A 12,587-nucleotide genomic window follows, 5' to 3' on the forward strand; every position below is an offset into this window, starting at 1 on the left:
GCCCTCTCCTATTCCGCGGCCTGCAATCGGGCCGGTGCCGGGCCGAAATCTTCCCGGAAATGCTTCAACGCGCTCATGACGGGATACGGCGTGAAACCGCCCAGCGCGCAGAGCGAGCCGAACTTCATGGTGTTGCAGAGATCCTCGACCACAGCGATGTTTTCCGCCACACGCTCGCCGGACCTGATTTTGTCGATCGTCTCGACGCCGCGCGTGGAGCCGATCCGGCACGGCGTGCACTTGCCGCAGGATTCGACGGCGCAGAACTCCATCGCAAAGCGCGCCTGTTTGGACATGTCCACGCTGTCATCGAACACCACGATGCCGCCGTGGCCGATCAGGCCGTCGCGTGCCGCAAAGGCTTCGTAATCGAACGGCGTGTCGAACAGTTCGCGGGGAAAATACGCGCCGAGAGGTCCACCGACCTGCACGGCGCGCACCGGGCGGCCACTCGCGGTGCCTCCGCCGACGTCGTCGATTAGTTCGCCGAGGGTGATGCCGAAAGCGACCTCGAACAATCCGCCGTGCTTGATGTTGCCGGCGAGCTGGATCGGCATCGTACCGCGCGAGCGGCCCATGCCGAAATCAGCGTAGGCCTTGGCGCCACCGGCCAGGATGAAGGGAATTGCCGCAAATGACAGCACGTTGTTGATCACGGTCGGCTTGCCGAACAGGCCCTTGTGCGCCGGCAATGGCGGCTTGGCGCGCACGATGCCACGGCGGCCTTCGAGGCTTTCCAGCAGCGAGGTTTCCTCGCCGCAGACATAGGCGCCGGCGCCGACGCGGACTTCGAGGTCGAAGCTGTGGCCAGAGCCCCCGACGCGCGCACCGAGATAGCCGGCGCGCCTGGCGGCCTCGATCGCCGCATTCATCGCCTCGACCGCATGCGGATATTCCGAGCGGATGTAGATGTAGCCATAGGTGGCGCCGACCGCGACACCCGCGATCGTCATGCCCTCAATCACGACGAAGGGATCGCCCTCCATGATCATGCGGTCGGCAAACGTTCCGCTGTCGCCTTCGTCGGCGTTGCAGACGATGAATTTGCGGTCGGCGCTGGCCTGCGCCACCGTCTTCCATTTGATGCCGGTCGGGAAACCCGCGCCACCACGGCCGCGCAATCCCGAGGTCGTGACGTCGGCGAGGATCCCCTCGGAACCAAGCGTCAGTGCCCGCTCGAGCCCCTTGTAGCCGTCGTGAGCGCGATAATCCTCGACCGAGCGTGGATCGATCACGCCGCAGCGCGCAAACGTCAAACGGGTCTGCCGCTTCAGCCAGGGTATTTCGTCGGCGATGCCGAGCCGCAGGGCATGCGGAGCGTCTGCCGCCATCGCATCGAGCACCGAGGCTACATCGGCCTCCGTCACCGGCCCAAAGGCGACACGGCCCTGCGCGGTGGCGACCTCGACCATCGGCTCGAGCCAATACAGCCCGCGCGAGCCGGTCCTGACGATTTCGATCGCCATGCCGCGGCTGGTGGCGGCGCGCTCCACCATCTCCGCCACGTCATCGGCACCGACCGCGACCGCGCCGGCATCGCGTGAAACGTAAATGCGAAGCGTCATCGCTGTGCCTCCGCGACCAGCGCATCGATGCGCGCTTCGTCAAGCCGGCCAACCACGCGGCCATCCAGCATCGCCGACGGCGCGGTAGCGCACAGGCCAAGGCAGTAGATCGGCTCCAGCGTGACGCGCTCGTCGGCGGTGGTATGGCCCAGCGCAATCCCGAGTTTCGCCTCGGCGCGCGCGGCGAGCACGTCGCCGCCGGCGGCCTGGCAGGCTTCGGCGCGGCAGAGTTTCAGAACATGCCGGCCGGCAGGCTCGCGACGGAAATCATGGTAAAAGGTAAATACGCCGTGAACCTCGGCGCGCGACAGGTTGAGCGCCGATGCCACCATCGGGATCGCCGGCTCCGGCACGTACCCGAATGCTTCCTGCAGCGCATGCAGGATCACCAGCGTCGCGCCCTCGAGGTGGGAATGCTCCGCGATGATTTCAGCGCCGCGTGCCGCGGTCCATGGGTCGTAAGCTGGTGTCATCCACATTCTCTGTCGGCGATTTGCGATCCGCCCAAAAGAATTGGAATCGATCCAGGAATCAATAAAGCTGTCTCATGTTGCGATACGGAAACGCGATCGATAAGGCGTCCAGATTGATCGATCTTAGATTGCAATGAATATCGAGCGGGTCGCGCCTGCATCAGGATGGCTCTTGGCCCCATCCCACGCCTGTAACGAACCGAAGTTGCGGAATCCCCACGTCAGGATTCCCAACGTCATCACGAGAATGCACAGCCTGCCGACCGCGACCACGAGGACGACCTCCCAGCCGGAGAGACCTGCCCTTCTGGCTTCAACGGCTCCGTCGCCCAGCAACGCAAACAACGGTGAGCGACCAGCAGTGTCATTTGGGCAGCGAGGGGGTAGCCAGCCCGTGCACCATCGACAAGCGCAAGGGCCCGCCTCAGCAACGGCGGCGCGCGCCGATGGATTGCTGTGGACAACTGACCTTCGTCTTTAACTTTGTCGCCAAGGGCAACACTTGTTGCCCATTTACGCCTCACGAAACCGGAACTCCGTATCCTACCCTACGTGGGAAGGGGGCGTCATGGAGCTATTTCGAGCTGAGAAGATTGCCACGGCTCGGGATCTATCAAACCATGACTGCCGCTTCTGCGCAGGAAGACTCTCGCTTCTCAAAACGATCATGGAATCTGAAAGCGGAGTTGTCATTCATATGTTTGAATGCAAGCAGTGCGGAGAGCGCATTTGGACCGAATAGGTCAGCAGGCTGGGGCACATAGCCGACAGTCCGGCAACCCACAGGCGCCCCTCGGGAACGATAGCATTCGCATTTGCGCCGACGAAAAAGCCTCGCCATTCCCGATGGGGCAAGTGGGGTTGGCGCGTTTCGAAAAACGCGGGGCATGGGCCACAGGCGTTGCGCGCTGCGACCTTGCCGGGAAAATTGTCTAAGGGTGATGGGCGAACCAGAACTGATGTTCGCAGTGGGGTGCTGCCAGCACGGTGGTTTGGGACTGTCCAAACAGAATCGATCGGGTCGCGCCTGCATCAGGATGGAGCTTGGCCCATCCCGCACCAGCAATTAACCGAAGTTGCGAAATCCCCACATCAGGATTCCCAACGTCACCACGAGAATGCACAGGCTGCCGACGGCCACCATGAGGAAGACCTCCCAGCCGGAGAGGCCTGCCTTTTTGGCTTTGACAGCCCCTACGCCCAGCAACACAAACAACAGTGGGGCGACCAGCAGTGTCACTTGCGCTTCTTCGGCGCCTGTACCGGCAGATCGAGCACGCCAAACAATGCGAGCAGCAGGGCAACTTCTTCCTTCGAGCCAACTTTAATCATCGTCATCATCTCCTGTTCGATAGTTAGTCGGCCTAAGATTTCGAGGGGTTCATGGCGATTTGGTTTCACGATTGTTTCAAGCTTGTTTCGTCGGCGGAATTCTGAACAACCGGTAATGTGCCTGGATGGCAGGCCCTCAATAAACAAAGGGGGATTCGGTGCCCATTGAGGTGTTGGAACGGTTAATCCAGAAGCGGGTTCTCCGAACGGAGGCCCAACATGACCAAACCTCAGATCGCCCGCGTTTGGCGCGGGAGGACCACTCCAGATGTGGCGGACGAGTACGAGGCCTATAATTACGAGGTCGGCATCAAGCCGCTGATCGAGAAGGCCCTTGCCGTCCAGACGTTCAGGGAGGACAGACAAAACGAGACCGAGTTTGTCACCATCTCGTATTGGGAGAGCCTGGAATCGATGAGCAGGTTCACCGGTGGAGACCCATCCAGCATTCATCACCTGGAGCGCGACAAGGATTTTCTGATCGAGCTTCCGACGTCAGTTCAGATTCTGAAGATACGACATAGCCACGGAATCTAGTGCCCGTCCTGCGGACCCATTCAGAACACTCAACCGGGCAAGAAACGTGAAAGGAGCTACCACTCCGGCGGCCTCCTTCGTTCGTGATTTACGTCACATCTCCGTTGATCGCGATCCGCCATGATCGGAGCCTGCCGAGACATCGCAAAGATGGTGCGAGACAATGACCAGCAAGAACTGCGAAATGAGCGTTGAGGAACTTGGGTCCGTTGCGGGTGGCGGGCTTGTGGACAATGTCTTGCCCGAAACCGAGGCGAGCACGGCCGAGTTTCTGAAGAGATTTGCCGAGGGCGCCCTGCGGTTCAACGCTTTCATCAACAGCGCCACAAATCAGGGCCCCGCGGCCGCGAATCAAGGGTAGTAGCCGGCACGAAAATGGGCTCACCGGCATGGCCGGCGAGCCCAGAACCACCTGCGCTACGCGCTGGCTGGTCGAATCAGATCAGCATTTTTGTCCGTTTGAAAGCCGGCACTGGCCGCTACCGGGCTGGCTCTTTGGGTCTGAGGCCTTCTGGGCCTGCGCAAGCGATCCCCCGACGAAAACAGCGAACGCAAACGCAATTGCAACGATAGCTGAAAAACGAACCATCAAAACCTCCCTATTGGAAATGCCACCTCCGCCCCCGCGGAGACTGGCAATCCGAAGTGTCACGATAATCGTGGGGCCGGTCAAGCCGGGCGGCTTCCCCCAAATAGATGAGGATGGCGGCCGATATCCCCACACAACGCAGCAACGCATGTGCGGAAATCAGCGAAGAGAAACCGACCTGCCGGAGTGGAGGCGTAGCTATAAAACCGGAAAGCGAACGGCGTCCCCTAACCGGCCTTCACCACATCGTCTGCCGCGCGCGCTCCGGCCATTCACGGTCGTATTTCTCGCCGCCCACGGTGTTGTCGCTCATCTCCGCCAGAATATCGCCTGGCGTCGGCAAGGTCTTTGGATCGACGCGCTTGTCGGGATTCCAGAGATCGGCGCGGACGATGGCGCGGGCACACTGGAAATAGATCTCGTCCACGGTCATAACGATGACGGTGCGCGGCGCCTTGCCGTCCATCTTGAACGACGCCAGCAGCTCGGGCTCGGCGGAAACATGCGCGCGGCCGTTGACGCGCAGCGTGCTGCCCGAGCCCGGAATCAGGAACAGCAGCGCCACCCGTGGGTCGCGCACGATGTTGCGCAGGGAATCGCAGCGGTTGTTACCGCGGCGATCCGGCATCATCAGGGTCTTCTCATCGTGAATGCGCACGAAGCCGGGCAGATCGCCGCGGGGCGAACAATCCAGGCCCTCCGGCCCGCAGGTCGCCAACGCCACGAAGGGCGATTGATCCATCAGTGTCCGATAGGACGGCGTGACGCGATCGGTAACCTTGACTATGGAGGCCTCACCGGGAAAACCGTAGAGAGCCTCGAGTTGTTCGATCGTCGTGACAACAGACATTTACGTCCCCCCCGTTTATTCGTCCCACTTCTCGCCCTTGATCGCCCGCACCAGCTGACGCGCGTGAAACTCGGCGCTGCCGGTGTTGACGATGGTGACGTCAGGCGCGGCCTCGTCCACCGTCCGGCTCAGCCGGTGCTCGATCCTGCCGTCGCTGCTGCGGCTCCGCATCGCCAGGCGCTCCGCCCGAACGTTCGGCGGCGCGGTGATCGAGATCACCGTGACGTCGGCATAGGCGCGGCGCATCGCTGAAATGATGGTGCGCGAAACATTGGCGACAACGCTGTGCCCGGCGCGGATTTCGTCGTCGATGGCGCGCGATATCGCGTAGCGGTGGCCGTGCGCTTCCCAGTGCATGGCATATTCGTCGCGCGCCAGCGCCGCCTCGAACGTGCCGGCGCTGACCTCTTCATTGTCCTCGGAAGCCGAGGCCTGCCGCGTGATCACGCGGCGCGGGAATGCGATGGTGCCATCATCGGCGCAGGCCGCCTTGGCAAGCCCAAGCAGCGTATCCTTGCCGGCGCCGCTCGGCCCGACCACCAGGATGAGCCGGCCCGGTCCGATCGCGTCCGCATGGCCCGTTGATGTCGTGAGTATGTCGGTCATGCCACACGCTGCCCTTCCCGCCAGACGCTGCGCACCACCGGGATGTCGCGCGCCACATGCACCCTGATCAGATCGGCGCGTTTGCCGATCGCGATTTCGCCGCGGTCCGTAAGTCCCACCGCCTCGGCCGGCGCCTTGGTGACGGTGCGGACGGCAGAGGCGAGATCAATGGCAGGAACATGCCGCGGCAATTGCAAGGCGGCCATCAACAGGCTCGAGGGAATGTAGTCGGACGACAGAATGTCCAATAATCCCTCGCGCGCGAGATCGACGGCGGCGATGTTGCCGGAGTGCGAACCACCACGCACCACGTTCGGCGCGCCCATCAGGATGCCGATGCCGGCCTGGTGCAAGCCGCGTGCGGCTTCCATCGTGGTCGGAAACTCGGCCACCGCGACGCCGTCGCGCACGGCGTCGATGACGTTTTCCTCCGTCGTGTCGTCATGGCTGGCGAGCGGTATCGCGTATTGATGCGCGAGGGCCACGATCTCGCGCATATTGGCCGCGGCATAGGTCTTCTGGTACACAAAGCGCCGCTCGAACAGCACGTCGAGCTCGGCGTCGGTCTTGCCGCCGTTCTTGCCGCGGTAATAGTCGCGCAGCTTTCCTTCATCGCGGAACTGGCGCTGCCCCGGCGTGTGGTCCATCAGCGACATCAGCCGGATGTCCGGCCGGTCGATCAGCTCCTTGGCTTCCTCGACGACGCTCGGCATCGGGATTTCGCAGCGCAGATGCAGGAAGTGATCGACGCGCAGCAGGTTTTCCTCACGCGCCGTTGTGATCGCCTTCGCGAGCACGCCTGCCCTGCCATCGACCTCCTCGGCGCCGTCCTCGCGCCATACCCGCAGCGAGTCCAGTACGGTGGTGATCCCAGAAGTCGCCAACTGTCCGTCATAAGAGACGACTGCGGCGATCGGATCCCAGAACACCTTTGGCCGCGGCACGTAGTGCGCTTCGAGATGGTCGGTGTGCAGCTCGATCAGGCCGGGCATGATGAGATCGCCGGTGGCATCCTCCGCTCGCCCGGGGGCATCGCCCTCGCCGAATTCGGCGATGCGGCCGTCAGCAATGGCGACCCAGCCGCGCGCGATCACGCGATCGGCGAGGACGATGCCGGCATTGCCCAAAATGGTTTCGTGCTTCGTTGCGCTCATCTCACTTCTCTTCCCTATGCCGCCGAGGCAAACGACGTCACATCGACGATCCGGTCCGCGATCAAATGGCGGATCTCGTCGTCATGGACGATCGCGACCATCGCCACCCCCTGATGTTTCTTCTGATCGATCAATTCAACCACGACGGCGCGATTGGCGGCGTCGAGCGATGCCGTCGGCTCGTCCAGCAGCAGGATCGGCAGATCGGATATGAAGCCGCGGGCGATATTGACGCGCTGCTGCTCGCCGCCCGAGAACGTCGAGGGCGGCAGCGCCCATAGCCGTTCGGGGATATTCAGCCGGCGCAACAGCGTGCCGGCCTGCTCCCGCGCCTCCGCACGGGCGATCCCGTTCACGATCAGGGGCTCCGCCACCACGTCGATGGTCGCCACGCGCGGCACCGCCCGCAAGAACTGGCTGACATAGCCGATGGTGGACCGGCGCACGCTCAGCACCTGCCGCGGTTCGGCGGTGGCAAGATCGATCACGGCGCCCTGGTGGCGGATGCCGATCCGCCCGCCGTCGCAGCGATAATTACCGAAGATCATCTTCAGGATCGAGGATTTGCCGGCGCCTGACGGGCCCGACAGCACCACGCATTCGCCGGGCGCGACTTGAAACGAGACCCCGCGCACGACGGGCAGTTCGACCCCGCCCTGCAGATGCATGGTGAAGGTTTTTTCGGCGTTGGTTATGTCGATCATCGCGGTCATTGGCCTAACTCATGCCGGCAAAATCGAGGAGACGAGCAACTGGGTGTAGGGCTCGCGGGGGTCGTCGAGCACCTGATCGGTCAATCCGGTTTCGATGACCCGGCCGCCCTTCATCACCATCACCCGATGCGACAGCAGCCGCGCGACCGCAAGATCGTGGGTGACGACGATGGCCGCAAGGCCGAGTTCACTGACGAGGTTGCGCATCAGGTCGAGCAGCCGCGCCTGCACCGATACGTCGAGGCCGCCGGTCGGCTCGTCCATGAACACCAGCCGCGGCTCGGTGACGAGGTTGCGCGCGATCTGCAACCGCTGCCGCATGCCGCCGGAGTAGGTCCGCGGCGCATCGTCGATACGATCGGTGTCGATCTCGACCCGCTCCAGCCAGGACGACGCGGTGTCGCGGATGCGGCCGTAGTGATTCCAGCCCACCGCCATCAGCCGCTCGCCGACATTGGCCCCCGCCGAGACCGCCATCCGCAGGCCCTGCGCGGGATCCTGATGCACAAAGCCCCAGTCGGTGCGGAACAGGAGGCGCCGTTCGGCCTCGCCAAGCGCCGCCAGATCGCGCAGCACGCCATCGCGCATCCGGTACGAGACGCTGCCCGCGGTCGGCGCCAGTTGCGCCGACAACAGTTGTAAGAGCGTCGACTTGCCCGACCCGGACTCGCCGACCACAGCCAGCACCTCGCCAGGATAGAGCGCAAAGGACACGTCGCGGCAGGCGATCAGCCGGCCATAGGTCTTGCCGAGGTTTTCGGCGACCAGCAGTGGTTGATCGTCGAGGGTTTGCTCAGCCATGCGCCCTCTCCTTGTGCGGCGCCGCGCTTTCGCTGCCGCGATGCCCGGCCAACTGGCGGCTCTCGCAATAATCGGTATCGGAACAGACGAACATCCGGCCGCCCTTGTCGTCGGTGACGATCTCATCGAGATAGGAATCTCCGGCCCCACACAGCGCACAGGGCGCGTCGAACCGGTAGCGCGTGAAGGGATGATCCTCGAAATCGAGCGAGACCACGGTGGTATGTGGCGGGATCGCGTAGATCCGCTTCTCGCGCCCGGCCCCGAACAATTGCAGCGCCGGGCAATTGTCCATCTTGGGATTGTCGAATTTCGGCGTCGGCGACGGGTCCATCACGTAACGCGCGTTCACCTTCACCGGATAGGCATAGGACGTCGCAATATGCCCGAAGCGCGCGATGTCTTCGTACAGCTTGACATGCATCAGGCCGTACTCGCCGAGCGCATGCATGCGCCTGGTCTCGGTCTCGCGCGGCTCGAGGAAGCGCAGAGGCTCGGGGATCGGCACCTGATAGACCAACACCTGCCCGCCATGCAGCGGCGCTTCGGGAATCCGGTGCCTTGTCTGGATCACGGTGGCGTCCGCGGTTGCGGTCGTGGTCGCAACGCCGGCGGTCTTGCCGAAGAATTTGCGGATCGAGATCGCGTTGGTGGTGTCGTCAGACCCCTGGTCGATGACCTTCAGCACGTCGTCGGGACCGAGGATCGCCGCCGTCACCTGCACGCCGCCGGTACCCCAGCCATAGGGCATCGGCATCTCACGGCTGGCAAACGGCACCTGATAGCCGGGGATCGCGATCGCTTTCAGGATCGCGCGGCGGATCATCCGCTTGGTCTGTTCGTCCAGATAGGCGAAATTATACGTCGGCGCGTTCATTCCGCGGCCTCCTGCATCGGCGGCGCTTCCGTGGCTTCCGCGAACTCCTTGCGCAATTTGCGCAGCAGGCCGAGTTCGGACTGGAAGTCGACGTAATGCGGCAGCTTGAGATGTTCGACGAAGCCGGTCGCCTGCACATTGTCCGAATGCGACATCACGAACTCTTCGTCCTGGGCCGGGGCGATCACTTCCTCGCCGAGTTCGCGGGCGCGCAGCGTGCGGTCGACCAGCGCCATCGACATGGTTTTGCGCTCGCTCTGCCCGAACGCCAGCCCATAGCCGCGCGTAAAACACGGGGCTTCGGTGGCCGAGCCCTTGAACTGGTTGACCATCTGGCATTCGGTCATCGCGATCTCGCCGAGCGGCACGGCGAAGCCGACGTCCTCGGCCATGAATTCGATCTCGACTTCGCCGAAGCGGATTTCGCCGGCAAACGGATGGTTGCGGCCGTAACCGCGCTGCGAGGAATAGCCAAGCGCCAGCAGAAAGCCTTCGTCGGCGCGCGCCAGGTTCTGCAGGCGCAGGTCACGGTCCGCCGGGAAGCTGAGCGGCTCGCGCGTGAGGTCGCCGACCGGCGTCTCCGGATCCGCTGCCGGCGACGGCTCGATCAGGCCGTCCCGGCCAAGAATGTCGGTCACGCGCGGCGTCGCCGCGAGCGAGGCTTCGCTCATCTCCGGCGTTTCCGGAGAAAACCCCTCGGCAAGCTGTGGGTCCAGCAAACGATGGGTATAATCGAACGTCGGCCCGAGAATTTGTCCGCCCGGAATGTCCTTGAAGGTCGAGGAAATCCGCCGCCGCACCTGCATCGCGCCGGTATCCACCGGCTCGGTGGCGCCGAAGCGCGGCAGGGTGGCGCGGAACGCGCGGACCAGGAAGATCGCCTCGATCATGTCGCCGCGCGCCTGCTTGATCGCGAGCGCCGCGAGCTCGCGATCGTACAGCGAGCCCTCGGTCATGACGCGGTCGACGCCGAGCGACAACTGCTCGGAGATCTGCGACAGCGAGACCTCGGGAACGTCACGGTCGCCGCGCCGCTCATGCGCCAGCAGCCGATGGGCGTTCTCGATGGCGCGTTCGCCTCCCTTGACGGCAACGTACATAACTAGCCTCCCCTCGCGACCAGCCGCGTGGTGCGCGGTATCGCGACAATCGCATCGTCATGGACCAGCACGACATCGATGCCGCGCGGAAACAGCGCCACGTTGACTGCGAGCCGTTCGAACAGATCGTGCGGCTGGATCGCGGCCTGCAGGATCGCAGTGCCGTCGATGCCGGAGCCCCGCAGTTCGAGGGCGGGCCCCTGCATCAGGCTGTCGACCTGCAGGATCAATGTCGTCGAACGATCCGGGTATTCATTGCTGCCGAACGCAAACCGATCGAGCGCCGGAAGCTCGCGGGGGCCGCCGATCAGGGCAAAGCTGCTGATCGAAGAATCCGCGATCACAGGCGCGCTGGTGTGGAATTTGAGCCATTTGGCAACGTCCGTCGTTGCCGACATCCGGCTGTCGAGCCAGATCGGCGTATCATGGTCGAACAGGGTCAGCGCAATGGCCGCGGTGCCGCGCATCATGGCGGCGGGCGTGCCGGCGACGGCCGCAATGCGCTGCACGCTGCCGGGACGCGCCATCGCATCCATCACCGAGCGGAAGGTCGATTGCGCCGACAACACCTTGTCGGCAAATCCTGCGGGCAGTTCGGCAACCGTCGTCATCAGCCCTCACCCCGCACCAAGGTGTAGAAATCGACCCGCGTCGCCGCGGCTTCCGCCGCCTTGCGGTTCCGCGTGGCGGTCATTGCCGCGCGCAGCGGCGCGATCACCTTTGTCTCGACGAGGCCGGCGAACTCATCCGACTGCACCATGGCGTCGCACAGCGCGATCATCCGCGCTTTTTCCCGGTCGCGGCCGAGCGTGTAGCCGAAGCCAACTTCGCCGGTCGAAAGCCGCACCGCCGCACGCGATACCGTGGCCTCGCCGAGGTTGAAGGCGGAGCCGTCGCCGCCGATACGGCCGCGCACCATCACGAGGCCGTTCTCCGGCTCGCGCAGATTTTCGTGATCAGGCAGCGTGATCGCTGCCAGACGGCAGGATATCTCTGATGGATCGGAGTGCGCCAGCACCGCCATGACTGCCTTGCGCTGCGCCTGCTTGTCGTTCTCGGTTGCCGTCATATCCACCTTGCCGGAATCAAGTTGTCTATGCTAATAGACAACTTCATAATCAAACGCCATGACTGTTTGGTGACAACAGGGTTGTTTTTTCGGATGACCGTCCCGGATATATTCACACCATGAGCATGCAGGATGCGGCCACCGGTGTGGCGTTGTGGCGGCAAGTCGCCGACGGGATCGAGCGCGGCATTGCCGAGGGCCGCTTCGCCGCGGGTGAAAAGCTGCCGGGCGAGATGGAGATCGCCGAGACCTATCGGGTCAACCGCCATACCGTGCGCCGGGCGCTGGCGACGCTCGCCGAACGCGGGCTGGTGCGCGCCGAGCGCGGCAGCGGCACTTATGTCGAGACCCAGCGCCTCGCCTATCCACTGCGCTCGCGGACGCGGTTTTCCGAAATCGTCGGCGCCGGCGGCCACGAACCGCGTGGCCAGTTGATCGAAGCGTCCGACGATGTCGCTACACGTGAACTGGCGCGGGAACTCGGACTGAAGACGGGCGCACCCTTGGTCCGGATCGAAGCGCTGCGGCTGGCCGACCGGACGCCAATCTGCGTCAGCACCTCATGGCTCTCCGCCGAGCGCTTCCCTGACGCGGGACAGGTCTTCGCCAGCGTGCGCTCGATGACCAAGCTGGTCGCACATTACGGCATCCGCGATTACCGCAGGTCTTCCACCCGGATCACTGCCGCCATAGCCGACGCCAGCGACGCCGCACGGCTTGATCTTGCGCTGGGCCGTCCGGTGTTGGTGGTCGACAGCACCGACGTCGATCCCGACGGCACGCCGATCGTGACCAAGCGCTCGCGCTTTGCCGCCGAACGCGTCGAGTTCCTGGTGGAGAGCGATTGACCGGTTAGCTTGTAGGGTGGGCAAAGCGAAGCGTGCCCACCTCTCAGCATCCGAGACAAGAATGGTGGGCACG

General features: G+C 63.7%; 15 protein-coding genes. 3 read left to right on the top strand and 12 right to left on the bottom strand.

The window, feature by feature from the left end; genetic code table 11:
- Positions 1-8: 8 nt before the first annotated feature.
- The 3 genes from ABIE49_RS01065 to ABIE49_RS01075 all read right to left on the bottom strand — a co-directional run bounded on the left by ABIE49_RS01065 (position 9) and on the right by ABIE49_RS01075 (position 3,278).
- Complete coding sequence (locus ABIE49_RS01065) at positions 9-1,565, bottom strand: formate dehydrogenase beta subunit (protein ID WP_192736052.1); 1,557 nt, start codon at positions 1,563-1,565, stop codon at positions 9-11.
- Complete coding sequence (locus ABIE49_RS01070) at positions 1,562-2,038, bottom strand: formate dehydrogenase subunit gamma (protein WP_192736053.1); 477 nt, start codon at positions 2,036-2,038, stop codon at positions 1,562-1,564. Before ABIE49_RS01070 ends, ABIE49_RS01065 begins: the two co-directional genes overlap by 4 nt.
- A 1,066-nt stretch (positions 2,039-3,104) precedes the next feature.
- Positions 3,105-3,278 carry a hypothetical protein gene (locus tag ABIE49_RS01075; RefSeq protein ID WP_192736054.1) on the bottom strand — a complete coding sequence of 58 codons (174 nt, stop codon included), beginning with the start codon at positions 3,276-3,278 and terminating at the stop codon, positions 3,105-3,107.
- 311 nt (positions 3,279-3,589) lie between these two features.
- On the opposite strand from ABIE49_RS01075, the gene ABIE49_RS01080 reads away from it, so the two are divergent.
- Positions 3,590-3,907: an antibiotic biosynthesis monooxygenase family protein gene (locus ABIE49_RS01080; protein ID WP_192736055.1), complete on the top strand. Its 318-nt coding sequence runs from the start codon at positions 3,590-3,592 to the stop codon at positions 3,905-3,907.
- A gap of 163 nt (positions 3,908-4,070) precedes the next feature.
- Positions 4,071-4,268, top strand: a complete 198-nt coding sequence (locus ABIE49_RS01085) for a hypothetical protein (RefSeq protein WP_192736056.1) — start codon at positions 4,071-4,073, stop codon at positions 4,266-4,268.
- Between the two features lie 466 nt (positions 4,269-4,734).
- Here ABIE49_RS01085 and ABIE49_RS01090 read toward each other — a convergent pair whose 3' ends face one another.
- Genes ABIE49_RS01090 through phnG form a run of 9 tightly spaced genes read right to left on the bottom strand, consistent with a single transcriptional unit; the run spans position 4,735 to position 11,666 of the window.
- Positions 4,735-5,346, bottom strand: a complete 612-nt coding sequence (locus ABIE49_RS01090; RefSeq protein ID WP_192736057.1) for a pyridoxamine 5'-phosphate oxidase family protein — start codon at positions 5,344-5,346, stop codon at positions 4,735-4,737.
- A 15-nt stretch (positions 5,347-5,361) separates the two neighbouring features.
- On the bottom strand, positions 5,362-5,952 hold the full coding sequence (phnN, locus tag ABIE49_RS01095) for a phosphonate metabolism protein/1,5-bisphosphokinase (PRPP-forming) PhnN (protein WP_192736058.1): 591 nt from the start codon (positions 5,950-5,952) through the stop codon (positions 5,362-5,364).
- Positions 5,949-7,106, bottom strand: coding sequence for an alpha-D-ribose 1-methylphosphonate 5-triphosphate diphosphatase (locus ABIE49_RS01100; RefSeq protein ID WP_192736059.1), 1,158 nt, complete (start codon positions 7,104-7,106; stop codon positions 5,949-5,951). The genes phnN and ABIE49_RS01100 overlap by 4 nt, the downstream gene beginning before the upstream one ends.
- Before the next feature lie 14 nt (positions 7,107-7,120).
- On the bottom strand, positions 7,121-7,819 hold the full coding sequence (gene phnL / locus ABIE49_RS01105; RefSeq protein ID WP_192736060.1) for a phosphonate C-P lyase system protein PhnL: 699 nt from the start codon (positions 7,817-7,819) through the stop codon (positions 7,121-7,123).
- 9 nt (positions 7,820-7,828) lie between these two features.
- Entirely contained in the window at positions 7,829-8,620 is a 792-nt protein-coding gene (gene phnK, locus ABIE49_RS01110) for a phosphonate C-P lyase system protein PhnK (protein ID WP_192736061.1), read from the bottom strand.
- Entirely contained in the window at positions 8,613-9,497 is an 885-nt protein-coding gene (locus ABIE49_RS01115; RefSeq protein WP_192736062.1) for an alpha-D-ribose 1-methylphosphonate 5-phosphate C-P-lyase PhnJ, read from the bottom strand. Before ABIE49_RS01115 ends, phnK begins: the two co-directional genes overlap by 8 nt.
- On the bottom strand, positions 9,494-10,597 hold the full coding sequence (locus ABIE49_RS01120) for a carbon-phosphorus lyase complex subunit (protein WP_192736063.1): 1,104 nt from the start codon (positions 10,595-10,597) through the stop codon (positions 9,494-9,496). Before ABIE49_RS01120 ends, ABIE49_RS01115 begins: the two co-directional genes overlap by 4 nt.
- Positions 10,598-10,599: 2 nt before the next feature.
- On the bottom strand, positions 10,600-11,208 hold the full coding sequence (gene phnH / locus ABIE49_RS01125; RefSeq protein WP_192736064.1) for a phosphonate C-P lyase system protein PhnH: 609 nt from the start codon (positions 11,206-11,208) through the stop codon (positions 10,600-10,602).
- Entirely contained in the window at positions 11,208-11,666 is a 459-nt protein-coding gene (gene phnG / locus ABIE49_RS01130; RefSeq protein ID WP_192736065.1) for a phosphonate C-P lyase system protein PhnG, read from the bottom strand. The genes phnH and phnG overlap by 1 nt, the downstream gene beginning before the upstream one ends.
- A 119-nt stretch (positions 11,667-11,785) precedes the next feature.
- Here phnG and phnF point away from each other — a divergent pair, with 119 nt between their 5' ends.
- Complete coding sequence (gene phnF / locus ABIE49_RS01135; protein WP_192736066.1) at positions 11,786-12,514, top strand: phosphonate metabolism transcriptional regulator PhnF; 729 nt, start codon at positions 11,786-11,788, stop codon at positions 12,512-12,514.
- Positions 12,515-12,587 lie beyond the last annotated feature (73 nt).

It is taken from the genome of Bradyrhizobium sp. OAE829, assembly GCF_040546575.1.
Taxonomy (GTDB): domain Bacteria; phylum Pseudomonadota; class Alphaproteobacteria; order Rhizobiales; family Xanthobacteraceae; genus Bradyrhizobium.

Bases quoted from the DNA above. Each gene is read 5' to 3' on its own strand.
- ABIE49_RS01120 (WP_192736063.1), bottom strand. From the start codon at position 10,597: ATGTACGTTGCCGTCAAGGGAGGCGAACGCGCCATCGAGAACGCCCAT.
- ABIE49_RS01100 (WP_192736059.1), bottom strand. From the start codon at position 7,106: ATGAGCGCAACGAAGCACGAAACCATTTTGGGCAATGCCGGCATCGTC.
- phnH (WP_192736064.1), bottom strand. From the start codon at position 11,208: ATGACGACGGTTGCCGAACTGCCCGCAGGATTTGCCGACAAGGTGTTG.
- phnL (WP_192736060.1), bottom strand. From the start codon at position 7,819: ATGACCGCGATGATCGACATAACCAACGCCGAAAAAACCTTCACCATG.
- ABIE49_RS01065 (WP_192736052.1), bottom strand. From the start codon at position 1,565: ATGACGCTTCGCATTTACGTTTCACGCGATGCCGGCGCGGTCGCGGTC.
- ABIE49_RS01090 (WP_192736057.1), bottom strand. From the start codon at position 5,346: ATGTCTGTTGTCACGACGATCGAACAACTCGAGGCTCTCTACGGTTTT.
- phnN (WP_192736058.1), bottom strand. From the start codon at position 5,952: ATGACCGACATACTCACGACATCAACGGGCCATGCGGACGCGATCGGA.
- ABIE49_RS01070 (WP_192736053.1), bottom strand. From the start codon at position 2,038: ATGACACCAGCTTACGACCCATGGACCGCGGCACGCGGCGCTGAAATC.
- ABIE49_RS01080 (WP_192736055.1), top strand. From the start codon at position 3,590: ATGACCAAACCTCAGATCGCCCGCGTTTGGCGCGGGAGGACCACTCCA.
- ABIE49_RS01115 (WP_192736062.1), bottom strand. From the start codon at position 9,497: ATGAACGCGCCGACGTATAATTTCGCCTATCTGGACGAACAGACCAAG.
- phnK (WP_192736061.1), bottom strand. From the start codon at position 8,620: ATGGCTGAGCAAACCCTCGACGATCAACCACTGCTGGTCGCCGAAAAC.
- ABIE49_RS01085 (WP_192736056.1), top strand. From the start codon at position 4,071: ATGACCAGCAAGAACTGCGAAATGAGCGTTGAGGAACTTGGGTCCGTT.
- phnF (WP_192736066.1), top strand. From the start codon at position 11,786: ATGAGCATGCAGGATGCGGCCACCGGTGTGGCGTTGTGGCGGCAAGTC.
- phnG (WP_192736065.1), bottom strand. From the start codon at position 11,666: ATGACGGCAACCGAGAACGACAAGCAGGCGCAGCGCAAGGCAGTCATG.